The following is an 18,783-nucleotide window of genomic DNA, read 5'->3' on the forward strand; positions in this document are numbered from 1 at the left end:
CCATCCCACGAGGAGTCCGCCATGTCCAAGTCCCGGATTCTCACCGCGTCCAGGGTTCTCACCGCCCTGTCCGCGGCCGCCTGCCTCGCGGCCGGCCTCGCCGCCGCGCCCGCCGCCGCCGACCCCCGCCCCAGGACGCTCGGCGAACTGGCCAAGAAGCACCACAAGTACTTCGGCTCCGCCACCGACAACCCCGAGTTCACCGACGCTGCCTATCTGAAGCTCCTCGGCAGCGAGTTCGGGCAGACCACCCCCGGCAACGCCATGAAGTGGTACGCCACCGAGCCCGAGCGCGGCGTCTTCGACTTCACCGCCGCCGACGAGGTCGTCTCCTTCGCCAAGGCCCACCACCAGAAGGTCCGCGGCCACACGCTCCTCTGGCACAACCAGCTCCCAGCCTGGCTCACCGAGGGCACCTGGACCGCCGACGAGCTGCGCGCCATCCTCAAGAACCACATCCAGACGGTGGTCCGACACTTCAAGGGCCAGGTGATCCACTGGGACGTCGTCAACGAGGCCTTCAACGAGGACGGTACCTATCGCGAGTCGCTCTTCTACAAGACGCTCGGCCCCGGCTACATCGCCGACGCCCTGCGCTGGGCGCACGAGGCCGACCGCCACGCCAAGCTGTACCTCAACGACTACAACGTCGACGGGATCGGCCCCAAGAGCGATGCCTACTACACCCTGATCAAGCAGCTGAAGGCGGACGGCGTCCCGGTGGAGGGCTTCGGCATCCAGGGCCACCTGGCGCTCCAGTACGGCTTCCCCGCCGACGTCCAGCAGAACATGCAGCGCTTCGCCGACCTCGGGGTCGAGGTCGCGGTCACCGAGCTCGACATCCGGATGACCCTCCCCGCGACCCCGGAGCAGCTCGCCACCCAGGCCACCTGGTACGCGGACTACGTCAAGGCCTGCCTGGCGGTCGAGAAGTGCGTCGGCATCACCATCTGGGACTACACGGACAAGTACTCGTGGATCCCCTCCGTCTTCCCCGGTGAGGGCGCGGCGCTGCCTTACGACGAGAACCTGCGGCCCAAGCCGGCCTATCACTCGATCAGGGCGGTGCTGGGCGGATGATCCGAACGGCGATCGTCGGTGCGGGCGGGATCGCGGGGATCTGCCACGTTCCCGCCCTCCGAGCCCAGGCACACCGGGCCGAGATCGTGGCGGCCGTCGACGTGGACGCCGCGCGCGCCCAGGCGTTCGCGGCCGAGCACGGCATTCCCGAGGTCTACACCGACCTCCACACGATGCTCGACGAGCAGAGGCCGGACCTGGTGCACCTGTGCACACCTCCGTTCCTCCACGCCGACCAGGCGGTGGCCTGCCTGGGGGCGGGGGCGTGGGTGTGGTGCGAGAAGCCGGTGGCGCTTTCGCTGGCCGAGCTCGACCGGATCCGTGCCGCCGAGGGGCGCGCCGTCGCGGGCGCGGTGTTCCAGCACCGGTACGGCACGGGGGCCCGGTACCTGCGCGACCGGATCGCGGCCGGGACGCTGGGCCGCCCGCTGGTCGCGCAGTGCGTCACGGCGTGGTACCGCGACGACGCCTACTACGACGTGCCCTGGCGCGGCACATGGGAGAGCGAGGGCGGGGGTCCGACGCTGGGCCACGGCATCCATCAGATGGACCTGATGCTCGCGGTGCTCGGCGAATGGTCCGAGGTACGCGCGATGGCAGGCCGCCTGGAGCGCGATGTCCAGACCGAGGACGTGTCCACGGCCCTGGTCCGGTTCGAGAACGGAGCCATCGCCACCGTCGTCAACAGCGTCCTCTCCCCACGCGAGGAGAGCTACCTGCGGTTCGATCTCACCGAGGCCACGGTGGAGCTGCGTCATCTGTACGGCTACTCCAACGCGGACTGGACGTTCACCACCAGGTCGCACACCGCCCAGCTCGCGGACTTCCTCGACGGCTACGAGGCGGGTATCCGGCCCGACCTCGGCAGGTCCACCATGGAACTGGTGACCGCCCTGTACAAGGCCGCGATCACCGGACTGCCGGTCCGGCGCGGGGAGATCGACGCGGCCGACCCGTTCTACGGCGCGCTCAACGGAGGGCTGCCGGGGGTGTTCCGATGACGTTCGAACTCCTTGAGAACGAGGACTCGTTGATCGTCCACGCCCGCGGCATCGACCTCTTCCGGTACGTGCACCGGCCGGTCATGGACCCCTTCGAGGCGCCGAAGCCCTATCTGCATCCGGTACGCACGCTCGCCGGCGACGTGGTCACCGGGTACCGGCCGCACGACCACCGCTGGCACAAGGGGCTCCAGATCACGGCGTCGTGGGTGTCGGGGCAGAACTTCTGGGGCGGCGGCACCTATCTGCGCGGCCAGGGCTACGTCGACCTGCCGAACCTCGGCACGATGCGCAGCCTCGCCGTATCCGCCGGAACGGGCCATGGCCGCGCCGTGATCACCGAGGACCTGGCCTGGCACACGATGGCGGGGGAGCACTGGATCGACGAGCGCCGCACGCTGACCGCGCGCGACGTCGAGTCCGACTCCTGGACCCTGGACGTCACCACCGCACTGACCAACGTCCACGACACCACCTTGATGTTCGGCAGCCCGGGCACACAGGGCAGAGAGCTCGCCGGGTACTCCGGCCTCTTCTGGCGTGGCCCGCGCGACTTCACCGGCGGCGATGTGATCGGCCCCGCGATGGGGGAGAAGGGCGACTGGCTGGCCTTCGTCGGCAGGCACGACGAGGTCGACCGTTCCTCCACGCTCCTGTTCCTGGACGATCCGGAGGCCCCCTGCCACTGGTTCGTCCGCAGGGAGCCCTTCCCCGCCGTCAACCCTTCCCTGGCGTTCGACGAGGAACTGCCGCTGGCCCCGGGCGACACCCTGTCGCGCCGCTACCGGATCACCGTCGCCGACGGCGCATGGACCCCCGAGCGTCTCTCCCGCCACGTCGAGGAACACCCGTGGTGACTCCGTTCCCCGGTGGCGTGGGGATCTCCGGAGTGACCGTTTACGACGAAGAGACCGCCGACGGACTGTGCGGGGGAACACCCCACATGCACCTCGTCTGCTCGGAGGCGTACGTCGTCATCGGCGGCGCGGGCAGCGTCCAGACCCTCACCACCACCGGCTTCGCCGAGACCCCGCTGCACCCCGGCGACGTTGTCTGGTTCACTCCCGGCACGATCCACCGCCTCGTCAACGCCGGCGGCCTGCGCCTCGTGGTGCTCATGGCGAACAGCGGACTCCCCGAGGCGGGCGACGCCGTCTTCACCTTCCCCGCTCCCGTCCTTGCCGACCCACAGGCCTACCAGGCGGCGGCCGCTCTGACCGGCGACCATGCCGTGGCGGCGCGCCGCCGCCGCGACCTGGCGCTCCAGGGATTCCTGGCCTTGCGGGAAGGCGGGCTGCGGGAGTTCCACATCGCGGCCCAGCGCCTGAAGAGCGAGCTCCTGGACGACTGGGAGATCCGCTGGCGTGACGGCCCCTTGGCCGCGGCCCTCACGACCGGCCGCCAGCTGGAACGGCTGAAGGCGGGAGACCTCTCCCACCTCGGTCACGGCGAAGTGTCGCGACTGGAGCGCCCGGAGCACCCGATCTTCGGCATGTGCGGCCACCTTCACCCTTACCCCCTCCCGACCAGGCCGCTCGGCGGCCCGTCGGGGTCACTCCACCTCCCTCCCCCGAAGGAACTCTCCTGATGCGCTTCCGTCATCCACCTCTGGTCCTGAGTCTCGTACTCGCGGTCCTGTCGTCCTTGCTGCTCGGCGCTACGATCCTTGGTGCCCCGCCCGCCGCCGCGGCGACCGTCGACCCCGGCGCCGCGTATGTGCTGGTCAATCGCAGCAGCGGCAAGGCCCTCGACGTGTACAACCTGTCGACCAACGACGGCGCCCGCATCACCCAGTGGGCCAGGAACGACCAGAACCAGCAGCAGTGGCAGTTCGTCGACTCCGGCGGCGGCTACTACCGCGTCATGTCCCGCCACTCCGGCAAGGTGCTGGACGTCCAGGGCGGGTCGACCGCCAACGGCGGCCCGATCGTCCAGTGGGCCGACGCGAACAGCACCAACCAGCAGTGGCGGCTCGCCGACAGCCCCGACGGACACGTGCGGCTCATCGCGCGCCACAGCAACAAGGCCCTCGAAGTGCAGGGCGCTTCCACGGCCGACGGCGCGAACATCGTCCAGTACGACGACTGGGGCGGTGCCAACCAGCAGTGGCAGCTCGTCAAGGTCAGCGGCGGCACCCCCGGCACGTGCGCGCTTCCGTCGACGTACCGCTGGACCTCGACGGGCGCGCTGGCGCAGCCCAAGGCGGGATGGGCCTCGCTCAAGGACTTCACGATCGCCCCGTACAACGGCAAGCATCTCGTCTACGCGACGACGCACGGCGCCGCGGGAACGGGAGTGGGATGGGGTTCGATGAACTTCACCCCGTTCACCAACTGGTCGGAGATGGCCTCGACCGGCCAGAACACGATGTCGAGTTCCGTCGTCGCACCCACGCTCTTCTTCTTCGCGCCGAAGAACATCTGGGTGCTCGCCTACCAGTGGGGCAGGACCGCCTTCTCGTACCGGACCTCGACCGACCCCACCAACCCGAACGGCTGGTCCGCGGAGCAGGAGCTCTTCTCCGGCAGCATCGCCGGCTCCGGAACCGGCCCCATCGACCAGACGCTCATCGGTGACGGGACGAACATGTACCTGTTCTTCGCCGGTGACAACGGCAAGATCTACCGGGCCGGCATGCCGATCGGGAACTTCCCGGGCAGTTTCGGCACGGCCTCGACCGTCGTGATGAGCGACACGACGAACAACCTGTTCGAAGCCCCGCAGGTCTACAAGCTCCAGGGCCAGGACCGCTACCTCATGATCGTCGAGGCGATCGGCTCACAGGGTCGGTACTTCCGCTCGTTCACGGCTACCAGCCTGAACGGCGCATGGACACCCCAGGCCGCGACCGAGAGCAACCCCTTCGCAGGCAAGGCCAACAGCGGTGCCACCTGGACCAACGACATCAGCCATGGCGAACTGATCCGCGCCACCTCCGACCAGACCATGACCGTCGATCCGTGCAACCTGCGGTTCCTCTACCAGGGGCGCGACCCCAACTCCGGCGGTGACTACGGCCAGTGGCCCTACCGGCCGGGTCTGCTGACGCTGCAGCGCTGACAAAGTGACACCGGATGATCTCCTCATCCCGCCGCAGCGGGCGGTACTCCTCGACCCGAATGCCCAAGGCCTCACGGAGCGGCGCGGCAGGGTAGCCGCCGAGCCTGGCGTGGAGGCGCTCGTCGACGGTGCCGCTGAACGGCTGGACGAGGAGGTTCCGCCGTCGGCTACGTAGCGGCACAGGTTCGTGGCGCCCGCGTCGGAGAGCAGGGACAGGGCCGGGGCGAGGACGAGCCGGTAGCGGCCCAGGTCGTGCTCGGGGTGGGGAAGTCGACCGTGACGCCGGCGTCCCACAGGGCCCGGTAGGCGCGGCGCAGCGTGGAGTGATAGTCGAGTCCGGCCGAGGGCAGCCCGTCGACTTCAAGGGCCCACCAGACGTCGGAGTCGTGCAGGACGGCGACCTCGAACGGACGGTGGAGCCCGCGAGCTCGCCGAGGAGGGCGATGTTCTCCCCGACGGTCGTGACCTCCCGGAAGAGGCGGGAGTCCGGGCCGGCGTGCGGGACCATCGCCGAGTGCCACTGCTCCGCGCCCGCCCGGGACTGGCGCCACTGGAAGAACAAGGTGCCGTCCGCGCCGCGGGCGATGTGCCCCAGGGTCCCAGCGCGTGGTCCATGGACTTCCGGCTGACGTTCCGCACTCTGGAGGGCAAGCCGGTCTTCGGCATGCTGGTCGCCGCCGACAACAAACGCTCCGACGAGCGCGAGGAACGCCTCACCCAGGCGAGCGCGATCATTCCCGGCACCATCTTCTGGTTCCTGCTCGCCGCCCTCTTCATCACTGTGATGAGCCCTCGGCATCTGCCTGCTCCGGAGGAACAACCGCGGCCAGCTGGTCACCCTGGCGGTGATCACCGCATTGCCGACGACGATGTCGGTCATCATCCGGGACGTCGACCGGCCCTTCGGCGGCATCATCGACGTGGAGCCGACCGCGAACAGCGAGGCCATGGGGCGTAGTCGGCGCGGCGAGAACCTGCTGCACCGGGCCGAACCGGGGAGCTGGCCGAACAGCCCAAGTGTGGGGTCCTTAGCGGAGATCTCCCGGCCATAGGTAGGCGCGAATCAGGCAACTTTCATACTGCAACTATCATTTGTGTTCACTACGCACCAATGTTGCGTGGCTGGCTCACCATTCCGGCACATACGAGTTCGCTATATGCCTTCAACTGTCAGAAGGAAAAATGGCTTTAACTAGTTCACGGTCTCTGCCGCACGACGGCGGACGTCGGACTCCTCTCAGAGATCTCGCACTGGTCGTGACCTGCGCACTGCTGGCTTCCTTAGCCCCCCTGCTCACCGCAGGGCAAGCGCAGGCGGCGCCCAAGGCTGATCTCCGCGCGGTGACATGGAACGCCCAGGGTGGAAACAAGTGGGAGCACGTCAGGTCCTACCTTCTCAAGGACGCCGACATTCTGGCCCTGCAGGAAGTCAACACCCCGCCCGTGGACTTCGTCACGCACGATGAGATGACACGGCTGAGTAATACGGGCGACACCTCCACGACACCCGGCGGTCTGCCAAGCCTCAAGTACAGGGTCTTCACCAAGAGCTATGCCTCGGGCGGCACCGCCGGCAACGTCGTCGGCCAGATGTTCTACGTGGACATCCTCGACAAGAACCTGTGGGGCTCCGGAGGCACCGGGGACGACGAGGACCCGGACACTCAGAAGAACACCCAGAAGTCCATGGCCGTGTGGGTGAACAAGGACGTAGCCGCGGACTTCGACGCACTCAAGGACATCAAGATCGTCACCCCTCGCGCGCGCGAGGACAACGACAAGTGGATACGCTCCCGTCCGGCCGTGGGAGTGCGCGTCAAGGGCACCTGGTACTTCAACATCCACGCCGCGTCCATCCGTTCCGGTTCGAAACCCAACCCGCACGCGAAGGCGCTGACACAGGCGGTCGCCGAAGCCGTGGGCAACGAACCGTGGCGGATCCTGGGAGACTTCAACTCCGATGCCCAGACCTTCCGCAGCCAGGTCAGGGACAGCACCTACTACGCGACCCGGAACGGCAAGCCGGACGGAATCCCCGTGCCGACCCAACAGTCCGGGTACTGGCTCGACTTCATTACCTCCAGCGAGAAGCTGACCGACCTCGCCGTGTCCATCAGCAGCCGGGGCGGATCTGACCACTGGCCTGTGAGGTTCGCGCCCGCGGGCATGCGCGAGTGCATGTCCGGCTGGGACAGCCGGACCGTCTACAACCTCACCACTCTGGCCGCCCGAGCGGTGCAGGACGGTGACGTGTGCGTCGGCAACGACGCGGTGGTCTCCATGGGTGACAGCTACATCTCCGGTGAGGGAGGGCGCTGGCAGGGCAACGGCGCCGGCGAGCTGTCCTACCGCAGCCGCCAGGGCTCCGCCTTCGGCACCGACCGGGCGGCGTACGACTGCACCGGCACCGGCAAGGACGAGGTCTGCGAGCACGAACCGAAGCGGGTATACGGCGAGACCGCGTCCGGCAAGGAGATGTGCCACCGCTCCGATCTCGCCCCGATCAAGAGCATCGGCGACGTGCTCGGCATCCCGGCCGAGCGCCGGTTCAACATCGCCTGCTCGGGGGCGACCACGACGGACGTCACGGACAACACCTTCAAGGGTGAAGAGCCCCAGGTGAAACAGCTCGCCAAGATCGCGGCCGAGAACAACGTGAAGTACGTGGTGCTCTCGATCGGCGGCAACGACCTCGGATTCTCCGACATCGGCTTCAACTGCGTCGTGGGTTACGTCGGCAACAAGCCGTGCAGCACCGATGGCCGGGGCGACGTCTACAAGAAGACGGCGACCATCCGGGAGAAGGTCAGCAACACGATCGCGAAGATCAGGGCCACCATGAGCGAGGCGGGGCAGGAGAACCCGAAGATCATCCTGCAGGCGTATCCGAATCCGGTGTCCTCGGTGGAGAACAACCGGTACCCGTCCAAGGCGCTGAGCTGGGCCCGCATGATGACCGGCGGATGCGCTCTGCTGGACCCGGACGTCGACTGGCTGCACTACGAGGTCGTCCCGCGCCTGAACGAGGCCCTCGCCGACGCGGCGCACGAGCAGGAGGCCATCTTCCTCAACACCCAGAACGCCTTCGCGGGCCACGAGCTGTGCGCCAAGGCGTCCTCCCAGGCATCCGAACTCAACTCGCTGGGCAACCCGCCGCAGGCCAAGAGCTCCGAATGGGTACGCTGGATTCCCGGCCTCGCCAACTGGCTCCCCTACACCCAGGGGGACAAGCAGGAAGCCATCCACCCCAACGCCTTTGGCCAGCAGGCGCTGGGCACCTGTGTGGCGAAGACCATCGCGGCCACCAGCTGGCAGTCGCAGGGCTACTTCACCTGCGCCGGATCGGCCGGTGCCACCCCCGAGCAGATGGAGGTCACCCAGAAGGGGGAGGACTCCCTCTGGCCGGGCGGCTCGACGGGCCCGGTGAGTAGGAACATGCAGCTGCGCAACGCGTCCTCCGGCGACCTGGCCGACGCCGACTGGGGCGGCGACGGAGCCTGGGGCAAAGCGACGGGCGCGGACGGTTCCGCCCGCCAGCTGTGGCACGTGGACGACTCCCAGAAGCTGGACGGAGACCTGGTCCCGGCCCTTCCGGTCCGCGCGGTCGCCACGATCAAATACGGTGACAACTTCCTGCACACGGACGACGGCCCCAACTGGGCGAAGATCGTCTCGGGGAGGAGCGGAAAGCCCGTGTCCTGGGCGGTGGCCCACACGCTGTACAACGGCTCCTCGCAGCTCGTCGCGTACGAGAGCAACGGGAAGGGCGGGTACGACATCACCGGGTGTCTGACCCAGAACCCGGGCCGGATCGGCAAGGACCACCAGAGCTGGCTGAGCGTCGAGACCTGCACCAACATCATGTACCAGCAGTGGTGGTTCGAAGACCCCGGCACCGTGGGGGCGCAGCCCAACGCGGACGGCTGGGCCGCCCTTTCGACCGGACAGCTCATGTCGTCCGCCGCCCAGACCTGCGTCAGCGGTGGCCAGGTGGACCAGGTCGGGCTCGCGCAGTGCGGGGACGGCAAGGAGCAGCAGTGGCAGGCCCGCGCATCGGTGACCGCCCCCTCCAGCGGTATGTCCGCGTCATCGGCCGCCGCGACGGCTGTGCCGGGCAGCCATGCCGCCGCTGTCCGCAGCGGCCGGGTAAGCCTCGCGTCCGATCCGGCCGGAGACCCCCATGGGGCGTTCTTCTTCGTCAACCAGAGTTCCGGGCAGTGCCTGGACTACGACCGGACGAACGACGAAGTCCTGCAGTGGGAGTGCAACGGCGGAGACAACCAGCAGTGGTACCACTACGGTGACACCCTGCGCTCCGTCTACAACGGACAGTGCCTGAAGCCGGGCGAGAACGACACCCTGGTCGCGACCGAGTGCTCCACCGCTCCCGAGGAGTGGGAGGGCGGCATCGAGCCCAAGGACAACGACCGTGTGTCCCTCCAGTCCGCGACAGGGCTGGCCATGGACCTGACCGCCGGGGACACTTCAGCCGGAACCAAGATCCTCGGCTGGACGCCCTGCAGGTGCAAGAACAACCAGATCTGGGATCTGCACGCCGATGCCCAGGGCATCTGGCGGATGGCCCCCATGGCGCTCGACTCCCGGCACGTGTCCTACGACGCGCAGGACAGGACCGTCACCCTGATGGACGCGGTTGCCGACAACAAGGGCGAGCAGTGGCGCCTCGAAGCGGTCGGAGGCGGCTGGTACCGCATCGTCAGCACTCTGGACGGAGCGATGGTGACCGCCATCGAGGAAGGCGCGCCACTGGCACTCAGGGAGCCGTCGAACGACCTGGGCCAGCTCTGGAAGATCACACTGAACAACCGGTAAGCACGACACACCCCTGACACCACGGTGCTTACCAAGCCGTAACCGCTCTACCGGGTCCCCCTCGCGCTGAGGGGGACCCGGTAGTCCAACAGACATCACCGACTACGGATCGTCGGAATACTGCCGGACCGTCAAGGCCGGCCAGCGAACCCGGGGCAGCCCGCGCGAAGGCAGGTGGCGTGAGCGGCGGACCGGACCGAGTTCGCCACGTGGGCGGCGACAACCCTGCCACCCACCTCGTCGGCGCGCGCCGCCTGCTGCCGTGTCCAGCCCCCGCCGCTGGAGGGGGCTCTCCTGCAGGCCATCGAGTGCTGCCCCTCCTCCGTCCAGCCCGGCCCCTCCTTGGGATCAGGCCGGGTACGTGATCGAGCCCAGCGGAGGGCAGGGGGCGAGGAGGGACGACCCGGCGCTGGGGCGTTCGACGAAGGCCCGGGCCTGGGCGGCCCGCTGGCGCCGGGTGTCCGACGCGTCGGCGTGCCAGGCGTCGAACCTGGCCCTGGGGTGGTCCCATGAGCCGTCGATGAGATCGAGGCTGGTGTTGCCGGAGCTGCGCTGGAACTCCGCCTTCAGGGCGGCCCGCTGGAGCGCGGTCTGGAGCGCGGCGAGATCGACGCGGGTGGCCAGGACGCCTTGGGTGTGCGGCTCGCGGGTGGGCAGCGGGGCCTGGGGGAGCGGGGACACCCCGGTGTCGAGGCGCCCGATGTTGTCGACCGTCGCGTCCTGCGCCTCCCTCACCGCGGTCCGCATCTCCTGGTGCAGCCAGATCAGTTCGTCGAAGTCGTCCTGGGTGATGCGCATGCGCTGGTAGAGGGCCCGGAAGCGGGGACCCTGGTGCAGCGGGAGCGAGGGGCCGGCGTGCAGCGCCACGCAGTCGTTGTAGCCGGCCGCCACTGCGGCTTCGAGGTGGGCGACCGCACGGTCCGCCTGCCCGCCCAAGAGGGCCATGCCGCTGAGGTTCGCGTGACCCGCGGCGACGATCCACGCCCCGTCGGGTCCGAGCGCCGCGCCCCGCGCCACGACGTCGTGGAGGCCAGGGGCGATGTCGGCGCCCCCGTCCGTCAGGTGCGTCACGAGCAGCTCGTGAAGGCGGGCGATCAGCGAGTGGACGGTGTCGGCCATGGATCTCCTCGGACCTGGACGGTGAGAGCGGAGGCGGCCGCCACGTCGGTGCGGGAGCGGCCCGTCGAGAGATGACGGGCGGATGGGAGGAACGGTTCCTTCCGGCTTCGGTGGTGTGCCGCCGGTGCTGGTGAAGGGGCGGTATTCCGACCTTGCACAATTCCCAGCCGGGGTTCGTCTGCGTGAGGCTGTGCCTTTGCCGGTTCAGGGTGCGGGACTTGGTCGGGTCGTAGCTTTGTGTGCGTGTTGCCCACGCCGCGACCCCGTGTGTGGTCGCCTGGGCGGCCAGGGTCAGTCCGAGGACCGCGTACGGGGCCGGTCGGGTTTGCGTGGCCAACTAGAGCGCGGTGGATCCAGGTTCAGGACCCCACCCGGCCGGTGTCGTACGCCCACATCGCGATCTCGACCCTGTTTCGGGCGCCGATTTTGGTCAGCAGGCTGGCGACGTGGGTCTTGGCGGTCGTCAAGCCGATGAACAGCTCGGCGGCGATCTCGGCGTTCGTGCGGCCATGGGCGACCAGCGTCAGCACCTCCTCCTCGCGTTCGGTGAGCGGCTCGATCGGTTGGGTCCGTCGGCTCGACGGTTCCCTGGCGGCGAGGGTGGCCAGCAGCCGCCGGGTGATGTTCGGCGCGATCAGGGCATCGCCGACGGCGGCGGCATGGACGGCCTGGACGAGCAGCGCCGGCCCGGCGTCCTTGAGCAGAAAGCCTCGGGCGCCGGCCCGGAGCGCGCCGTGGACGTACTCGTCGAGGTCGAATGTCGTGATCACCACCACCGCGATCGGGTCCGGGACGCCCCGACCTGCGAGGAGCTTGGTCACCTCGATGCCGTCGAGCCCGGGCATCTGGATGTCGACCAGGCACACGTCGGGGCGTAGCCGATGCGCCAGCTCGACGGCGGCGTGGCCGTCGGCGGCCTGGCCGACGACCTCGATGTCGGGCTGCGCGTCAAGGATCATCGACAGGCCGGTGCGCACCAGATCTTGGTCGTCGCCACCAGCACGCGTACCGTCATCGGCGTACCTTCGTCGGCATCTCGGCGTCGACCGTCCACCCGCCCTCGGGCGCCGGCCCGGCACGCAGCGTGCCGCCGAGCAGCTGCACGCGCTCGGTCATCCCCAGCAGCCCGAAGCCGTGGTTCACCGACCGTGCCGGGTCGATCTGTCCGTCGTCGGTCACGCGTAGTCGCAGCCTTCCCGCGCCCTCTACGACCCGGATCTCCACACGCGAGGCGTTACGGGCGTGCCGCAGGGCGTTGGTCAGCGCCTCTTGCGCCAGCCGGTAGACCGCCGCGTCGACCTGGGGCGGAAGTTCGTCCATGTCATCTGGCAACTCTACGTCGATGACCGGGACCGGGGCGCGTCGGGCGAGGGACACCAGGTCGGCAACGCCGGGCTGGGGGGCGCACTCCGCCGGCGCTCCGTCGCGCAGCACCCGGACCATCGCCCGCATCTCCGCGAGCGTCCGCGACGCTTCCCCTTCGATGACCACCAGCGCCTCGAGTGCCGCTTCAGGTCGCTGCCCGGCCATCGCCCGGCCCGCCTGCGCCTGCACAGCGATCGCCGAGACGTGGTGGCCGACGATGTCGTGCAGCTCGCGCGCGAGGCCGACCCGCTCCTGGCTGCGGCTCTGGTCCAACGCCCGGCGCCAGCTCTCGGCGCGGTAGCGGAACGCCGCTCCGCCCGCCGCCGCCGCCGCCAGGACGGCGAACCCGCCGATGACGTTCGCCGGCCCGGTGTAGTCGGCGACCGTACCGATTCCCGCAGCGACCGACACCACCGCCAACCCGATCACGATCTCGCGCCCTGAGCCCCAGCGGACCAGCGCGTAGACGAGCACCAGGAAGTAGAACATCGTGTCGAGGCCCACGCTCGGGGCCCCGCCCAGCAGGCGAGCCAGTCCCAACGCCATCGCGGTGCCGAAGGCCACCACGACACAGGCCAACGGGTGGGTACGCCGCCACAGCAGCACCGGCGCAAGTCCGACCGCCACGATCGTCGCAAACGGCCGCCAGGCGACGTCGTCCCGGAGGACTCCTTCCAGCAGCGCCGTCACCATCAACACCCCGACCAGCACCCAGTCGCGCCGCACCCGTTCGGGAGCGTCCGTGGCGCGGGGCTCGGCCCGCAGCGAGCTCAGGGCGTTGGTGGTCACACACCCAGCCTACGGACCGCCGAGGCGTCGGGGACCGACCGAAAGAACGACCCGCCGCTCCTCCCAACGACCGAGGCGGGTCCGGCCTCGACGTCGATGTGCCCGCCGCCGGGCCCAGCGATCGTGGGCCTACCAGTCCTCACCACAACAACGGAGCCTACGATGAGAACGCGTCGACCCACCACGACCGCACTGGAAAACCAGCGGATCCCGGTGAGAGCCAAGCTCGCCGCAGCGTGGACAAGCTTCATGTTCCTGTACGTCTACGTGGACATTCTCGCCTTCTTCAAGCCCGGCGTCATCGATGACATCGAGGGCGGCATCGTCTGGGAGTTCAACATCAGCCAGACGTTGTTGACCGCCTTCCTCGCGCTCATGGCGATCCCGATCCTCATGGTCGTGCTGTCTATGGCGCTGCCCGCCCGGGCGAACCGCATCACGAACCTCATCGTGGCCTCGGTACAGGTCCCCTTCGCGGCATTCAACGCGGTGGGCGAGTCCTGGACGTACTTCTACGGCCTTGGCGTCGCACTGGAGGTGATCGTTCTCGCCCTCATCCTGCGGTGGGCCTGGACCTGGCCCCGCACCACACCGTCGGCGACCATGGCGACCAGCCCGGACCGTGAAACCGTTCGCGCTCAGCAGCAAGCGTGAACCCAAGAGCAGTCCCGGTCCTGTTCGGAGCCATCTGCCTCGGTGCCGCGTGGGGGCCGCCTGGCGGCGGGACACCAACTACCACGGGCACGTCGCGTAGGGGCCTTCCCGAGGCCCCTACCGGCAGGTCAGGTCATCGGATGCGCACACAGGCCCACCGCATCGTCGACACGCGACGACGAGCCGACGTATCAGGTCCGCCAGTCCCCACCGAACACCCCGGTCATGATCCAGGCGCACCAGCTCACCAAGCGCTACGGCGACAAGACCACCGCTTCTGGTCTGTCGCGTCGGCGTACGGGTTCAAGGACGCGGACGTAGAGGAGCTGACCGCCGGCCGGGACTGGTGAGCGAGAACTGGGAGTCGAAGTGCATGACGCAGATCGCTGTTGATCGGAGCGCCATAGGGCGCCTGCCAGGCGAACTCCCGGGTCAGGCGCCCTGTTTCGTGCTGCGAGAAGAAGCCGATCTTCTTCGGCGAGTAAGACACCAGCAGGTGTTTCGTGTGCTGGTGGTACAGCAGTTGCACCCGGGCTGACCAGTGAAACGACAGTTGGTGCGTTTCTTTGGCCTGGCTTGGACCGGAAAGGGTCCGGATCGTGGTCCGAGCATCCTGACACGGAGGGGATGGGAGGGGGCGAGGTGGTCCGCGTGAGGGAGGTGGAGGCACCGCTTGCCGGGTCGGCCCACGGGTGCGGGCGCGGCCGGGCGAGAGGGGGAAACGGTGGGGCGGGCGCCGAGGCGGACGGCCGCCCCGGTCACGGCGGGGCTAGGAGGCCTTCGGCCACGTGAGCCTTCCCGCCCAGTGGGCCCAGGCCACGAGGGCCATGAAGACGGCTGCCAGCCCGCCCAGCACCATGACGGTGGAGGGCGAGGAACGGTCGAGGACGGCTCCTCCGACCAGGGCCCCGATGGAGATGGTGGCCTGGAAGGAAGCGGTGAAGAGGACGGAGGACGCCTCGGGGGAGTCGGGGGCGGCCTTGGAGAACCATGTCTGGGAGCAGACCGGGACGGCACCGTAGGCGACGCCCCAGACGACCAGCAGCGCCACCGCGCCGGCGTCCGACTGTCCCAGGACGGGCAGAAGCAGGGTCGCGGCGGCGATCAGGGCCGCCGCCGCGGCGAAGGTGGACCGCGGATGGCGACCCACCATGGATCCGCCGAGGAAGTTGCCGGCGATGCCGGCCGCTCCGTAGATGAGCAGGTAGACCGTGATGAGACCCGAGCTGATGTGGGTCACCTGCTCAAGGAAGGGGGTGACGTACGTGTACGCGCCGAAGTGGGCGAGCACGACGAGGAAAGTCATGACCAGGGCGAAGCGGGTGTTGACCCTCCGGAGCATGCTGCCGAGGACATCGAGGCGCGTCGCCTGGTCCGAAGGGAGGGGCGGGACGACTGCGAGAAGCAGCACGAGGACGGCCAGCGTGAAGCCGCCCATGACGAGGAACGCCGTCCGCCAGCCTGCGATGTCACCGATGAACGTGCCCAGCGGTACTCCGAGTACGGAGCCGAGCGGTACGGCGGAGAAGATCACCGCGGTCGCGCGGCCCACGGACTTCGCGGGAACCAGCTGACCGGCGAGTCCGGCCCCGATGGACCAGAAGCCGCCGATGGTGACGCCCACCATGACGCGGGAGATCAGGACCAGCCAGTAGCTCGACGCGGCGGAGGCAAGGAAGTTGGCCAGCGACAGCAGAAGGATGAACACGCCCAGCATGACCCGCCGGTCGATACGTCCTGTGGCCACCGTGACGACAGGGGCCGAGACCGCGGCGAGGAATCCTGGCATGGTCATCATGAGACCAGCCATTCCGTCCGAAATGGTGAAACTCGATCCGATCGAAGTGAGAAGGCCGATCGGAAGAATTTCGGTCGTGACGATGGAGAAGATTCCCAGCATTACCGAAATGACGGCCAGCCAGGAGATGAAGGGCGAGCGGTCAGGCGATGCGGGAGATTGGACAGAAGGGGTGGTTGCTGTGGACATGAATCCCGTCCTGAGTTGAACATCACATGGAGAGTGTGACCTCTAGTGCAGCAGGACCGGGCGCCATCTTCTGGCAGATTCCCGACGTCAACAACCGACCCCATGCCATGCCGAGAGCGGCCAGGGCGCGCACGCGGAGTCACCTAAGGGCTGTCCCGTAAATGATCTCCGGGTCGCCCTGGCAGGGCTGACCGCCGTGCCTCCTGCTCGCCTATCCGGCGAGGGCGAGTTTGTGTATCCGGGCGATGCCGAGCATGGCGTGGTGGACGCCATCGCCTTTGAGGCGGCAGTCTCGGAGGATTTTCCAGGTCTTCATGCGGGCGAAGACGTGCTCGACGCGGGCTCGTACCTGCTTGTGGGACTTGTTGTGTTCCTCTTTCCAGGCCGGGAGTTCGGTCTGGCCTCGCTCGCGGCGGTGTGGGATGTCGAGTCCGGTGCCCGGGTAGCCGCCGTCGGCGATCGTTGGGGTCTTGCCGACGGCGGCCTTGGCGCCGGACTCCTCCCACGCCTTGCAGTCATTGCGGTTGCCGGCGAGCGGCCGGCCGACCACGACGACCAGGCGGGTATCGGCATCGATGACGACCTGGTGGTTGGTGGAGTACCGATAGTTCTTCGACCGCTCGGCGATGACGTGGTCGCGGGTGGGGACCAGGGTGCCGTCGACGATGGGCACGGTGTCCTTGGCGAACCGCTTGCGGGGCTGGAGCCGCACCTGTCCGTCGCCTACACCACCGCCGGCGCCGAGCACGTCGACCCCATCGCGCTCAAGGCGGCCCTGGCCGACATCGACCGCCCGCTCTCCGCAACCGTCCTCGCCGACCGGGTCCACCTCGTCGAGCAATGGCACGACGGCGCGCACATTCGGTGGGAACCGATCGCCGAGGTGCCGCTGAAGGGAGCAGGGGCATGAGCGGATTCCCCGGACCGCGCCCGATTCACGGTGACGCCGTCCATAACACCGTCGGCACCGACCTTCTGATCTTCGGTGGGAAGATCAGCACCCGGGGCATCCTGTGGGACGGCCAGGGCTACGCGGAGCTCGTCCTGCCGTACGCCGACCCACAGCAGTGGCGCGACCTGGAGCGCGCGGGGCGCTACGCGTACACGCTGTACTTCGACGGCGAAGAGCGCTACGTCTCGCCGGGACTGGTCCTCCGCGAGATCCGGCGGGACGGCGACGGCACCCCCAGCACTGCACGGTCTCCGGTCCACTGCGCGATCCCGGCCCGGAGTAGGTAGCCGTCGGCGAGGTCACTGCCGCCGCCGGCTACAGGTGTCGTCGTAGGGGCGCTCACCGTGACCGTTCAGACCTTCGTCGTCTAAAAGCCTGATGCCCTGCCCAAGGTGCATTCCTCCAGCTGGAAGCTGCATGCACCGCCGCCGGCAGCCTCGCCCAGTCGCTCGAGGAGGCCTTTTCCCAGCACGAGGACGCCGAGGTCATCCTCAGCTTCTCCGGACTCGGCTGCCAGCTCGGCGCCCGGGTCCTGGCCGAGATCACCGATGGGTGGAGATCCTGGAGCGGCACTTCCCACCTCACCTGCCGGACCCCGACGACGTGGCCGAGTAGCCCGGCCCTCACCACAAGACATCCTGCACGCCGCGATCCGCCCCGAGAGAGGCTCGGATGCGGGCCTGCTGCCGCCCGGTGAAGCAGCGGGCTGCCGCTCGTTGACCAGACGCTGGGCCAGCGCAGCTCCCCGACGGCGCCCGCCCTTGAGGTAGACGCGCGCACGCCGACGGGTGTCGTCGGACCACGACGCTAGCGACATCAGGTGCTCGACAACGATGCTGGCGGCCGTGAACGGGTCTGCCAGGTATGGCACGATCACGTCGCGATGCCGGGTCGGTCGCAGCGGCTCCTCACGTACCCGCACCACTGTCCAACCGGGCCGGTGATGTTCTACGGCCTCCGCCTTGAGCCGGTCCCGCTCTTCAGCGTCGCGATGATCGACCGCGCGGATGAGAGTACCGCCGTGGACAAACTTCGAGACGAAGCACTCCGCGGGCGCCCCGCGTTGTGGATCCGCTGGCACGGAGCGCTTCGTGCCGAGGTCCCGGCCGGTGCAGCCCGTCTCCACCTGCCTACGCGGTCCACCAAATCGCCTCTCCGGTACTCGCTGGCCCCAGTGGCTGGCACCGAGGCGATCACCCTCGGTCCAACCGTCACACCGGACGCCCGAGCGGGCGCTCTGCGGCGAGACCAGCAGCGGATCGCGGACGAGAAACGCGCCGCTGCCCGCCCTCAGGAACCAGGCCCCACTCGCTGCTACGGATGAACCCCGGCCTTCACGATGAGCAAGCCGAGATGAGATGACTACGTTGCGTGATCTTGCCTGGCGGCTCGGTGCCGGGGGGTGGTGAAGTGTGGCGGGGGAGCTGCAGCCAGGCGGGGATGGCGCGAGGCCAGTCTTCGAGAACATTCCGGAGCCGGCCTCGCCTCCGGTGGTGGTCACCGCTCCGCAGGGCGCTCGCGTACGCACCCGCTGCCCCGCACGGGTGCGCGCACCGCCGACCGCCCCCTTGACCAGGTTCGTCCCGGTGGGATTCGTAGCCATGGCGCGCACTATGAGTGCAGCAGATCAAGGTGAAGACGGCCGAGAAGATCGCCAAGATCCAGGACCCGGAACAGCAGAAGGCCCTTGCCGCTGAGGAGTTGCGCAAGGCCCAGGAGCCGAAGGTCCCGAGGAAGCGCGCAGCCGACAGGCCGCCGAGCCCTCAGGCGGAACCCGACGGTTTCCGTCCCTGCCCCGCCGTTGCCCCAGCCGGGCGGACTGCGCCGCCGGTTGCGCGAAACGGCATGTCGTCGAAGTGGGTCGCCTGCGTGGTGCTGGTACAACGGCCTTCCGACCAGAGCTGGGGCGACGTCGCTCAGGGTGTTCTTCGCCGGTGAGGGCC

At 68.7% G+C, this 18,783-nt stretch carries 16 protein-coding genes and 3 pseudogenes; 12 read left to right on the forward strand and 7 right to left on the reverse strand.

Annotation, left to right across the window (positions count from 1 at the left end; genetic code table 11):
• Positions 1-21 precede the first annotated feature (21 nt).
• The 5 genes from OG514_RS30450 to OG514_RS30470 are packed head-to-tail and all read left to right on the forward strand — an operon-like array spanning position 22 to position 5,141.
• Complete coding sequence (locus tag OG514_RS30450; RefSeq protein ID WP_266900187.1) at positions 22-1,080, forward strand: endo-1,4-beta-xylanase; 1,059 nt, start codon at positions 22-24, stop codon at positions 1,078-1,080.
• Positions 1,077-2,081, forward strand: a complete 1,005-nt coding sequence (locus OG514_RS30455; RefSeq protein WP_266900189.1) for a Gfo/Idh/MocA family protein — start codon at positions 1,077-1,079, stop codon at positions 2,079-2,081. The genes OG514_RS30450 and OG514_RS30455 overlap by 4 nt, the downstream gene beginning before the upstream one ends.
• Complete coding sequence (locus OG514_RS30460; RefSeq protein WP_266900191.1) at positions 2,078-2,938, forward strand: PmoA family protein; 861 nt, start codon at positions 2,078-2,080, stop codon at positions 2,936-2,938. Before OG514_RS30455 ends, OG514_RS30460 begins: the two co-directional genes overlap by 4 nt.
• Positions 2,890-3,669, forward strand: a complete 780-nt coding sequence (locus OG514_RS30465) for a cupin domain-containing protein (protein ID WP_266900193.1) — start codon at positions 2,890-2,892, stop codon at positions 3,667-3,669. The genes OG514_RS30460 and OG514_RS30465 overlap by 49 nt, the downstream gene beginning before the upstream one ends.
• Positions 3,669-5,141 carry a non-reducing end alpha-L-arabinofuranosidase family hydrolase gene (locus OG514_RS30470; protein WP_266900195.1) on the forward strand — a complete coding sequence of 491 codons (1,473 nt, stop codon included), beginning with the start codon at positions 3,669-3,671 and terminating at the stop codon, positions 5,139-5,141. Before OG514_RS30465 ends, OG514_RS30470 begins: the two co-directional genes overlap by 1 nt.
• Before the next feature lie 167 nt (positions 5,142-5,308).
• Here OG514_RS30470 and OG514_RS30475 read toward each other — a convergent pair whose 3' ends face one another.
• Both OG514_RS30475 and OG514_RS30480 read right to left on the reverse strand, forming a co-directional pair.
• Positions 5,309-5,692, reverse strand: a complete 384-nt coding sequence (locus tag OG514_RS30475; RefSeq protein ID WP_323181637.1) for a beta-galactosidase trimerization domain-containing protein — start codon at positions 5,690-5,692, stop codon at positions 5,309-5,311.
• Positions 5,641-5,862 (reverse strand): annotated as a pseudogene (locus tag OG514_RS30480) (beta-galactosidase); the annotation flags it as partial. The gene OG514_RS30475 and the pseudogene OG514_RS30480, both read right to left, overlap by 52 nt.
• On the opposite strand from OG514_RS30480, the gene OG514_RS30485 reads away from it, so the two are divergent.
• Together OG514_RS30485 and OG514_RS30490 are read left to right on the forward strand one after the other, a co-directional pair.
• Positions 5,755-6,099, forward strand: coding sequence for a hypothetical protein (locus OG514_RS30485; RefSeq protein WP_266900199.1), 345 nt, complete (start codon positions 5,755-5,757; stop codon positions 6,097-6,099). The pseudogene OG514_RS30480 and the gene OG514_RS30485 overlap by 108 nt on opposite strands.
• 383 nt (positions 6,100-6,482) lie before the next feature.
• Entirely contained in the window at positions 6,483-9,974 is a 3,492-nt protein-coding gene (locus tag OG514_RS30490; RefSeq protein ID WP_266900201.1) for a ricin-type beta-trefoil lectin domain protein, read from the forward strand.
• A gap of 348 nt (positions 9,975-10,322) precedes the next feature.
• Here OG514_RS30490 and OG514_RS30495 read toward each other — a convergent pair whose 3' ends face one another.
• The 3 genes from OG514_RS30495 to OG514_RS30505 form a co-directional block, all read right to left on the reverse strand.
• A complete protein-coding gene (locus OG514_RS30495; RefSeq protein WP_266900203.1) occupies positions 10,323-11,093 on the reverse strand; it encodes a hypothetical protein in 771 nt (256 codons plus the stop codon).
• A 359-nt stretch (positions 11,094-11,452) separates the two neighbouring features.
• On the reverse strand, positions 11,453-12,070 hold the full coding sequence (locus tag OG514_RS30500) for a response regulator transcription factor (RefSeq protein ID WP_323181639.1): 618 nt from the start codon (positions 12,068-12,070) through the stop codon (positions 11,453-11,455).
• Positions 12,071-12,104: 34 nt separating this feature from the next.
• A complete protein-coding gene (locus OG514_RS30505) occupies positions 12,105-13,247 on the reverse strand; it encodes a sensor histidine kinase (protein ID WP_266900205.1) in 1,143 nt (380 codons plus the stop codon).
• A 162-nt stretch (positions 13,248-13,409) separates the two neighbouring features.
• Between OG514_RS30505 and OG514_RS30510 the strand changes: the two genes are divergently transcribed.
• Entirely contained in the window at positions 13,410-13,901 is a 492-nt protein-coding gene (locus OG514_RS30510) for a DUF6326 family protein (RefSeq protein WP_266900207.1), read from the forward strand.
• Between the two features lie 769 nt (positions 13,902-14,670).
• On the opposite strand, the gene OG514_RS30515 is transcribed toward OG514_RS30510, so the two are convergent.
• Positions 14,671-15,792, reverse strand: coding sequence for an MFS transporter (locus tag OG514_RS30515; protein ID WP_266901017.1), 1,122 nt, complete (start codon positions 15,790-15,792; stop codon positions 14,671-14,673).
• Here OG514_RS30515 and OG514_RS30520 point away from each other — a divergent pair.
• Positions 15,689-15,907 (forward strand): hypothetical protein, encoded by a 219-nt coding sequence (locus tag OG514_RS30520; RefSeq protein ID WP_266901036.1) that lies wholly within the window; start codon positions 15,689-15,691, stop codon positions 15,905-15,907. The two genes, OG514_RS30515 and OG514_RS30520, sit on opposite strands and share 104 nt — an antisense overlap.
• A gap of 192 nt (positions 15,908-16,099) precedes the next feature.
• On the opposite strand, the pseudogene OG514_RS30525 reads toward OG514_RS30520, so the two are convergent.
• Positions 16,100-16,594: pseudogene (locus tag OG514_RS30525) on the reverse strand (transposase); the annotation flags it as partial.
• Positions 16,595-16,794: 200 nt separating this feature from the next.
• Here OG514_RS30525 and OG514_RS30530 point away from each other — a divergent pair.
• The 3 genes and pseudogenes from OG514_RS30530 (at position 16,795) to OG514_RS30540 (ending at position 18,778) form a co-directional block, all read left to right on the forward strand.
• Positions 16,795-17,127 (forward strand): hypothetical protein, encoded by a 333-nt coding sequence (locus OG514_RS30530; RefSeq protein WP_266900209.1) that lies wholly within the window; start codon positions 16,795-16,797, stop codon positions 17,125-17,127.
• 116 nt (positions 17,128-17,243) lie between these two features.
• Positions 17,244-17,390, forward strand: a pseudogene (locus tag OG514_RS30535) (IS110 family transposase); the annotation flags it as partial.
• A gap of 1,067 nt (positions 17,391-18,457) precedes the next feature.
• Positions 18,458-18,778 (forward strand): hypothetical protein, encoded by a 321-nt coding sequence (locus OG514_RS30540; protein ID WP_266900211.1) that lies wholly within the window; start codon positions 18,458-18,460, stop codon positions 18,776-18,778.
• The last annotated feature ends 5 nt before the right edge of the window (positions 18,779-18,783 follow it).

The sequence above is a fragment of the Streptomyces sp. NBC_00572 genome, from assembly GCF_026341815.1.
Classification (GTDB): domain Bacteria; phylum Actinomycetota; class Actinomycetes; order Streptomycetales; family Streptomycetaceae; genus Streptomyces.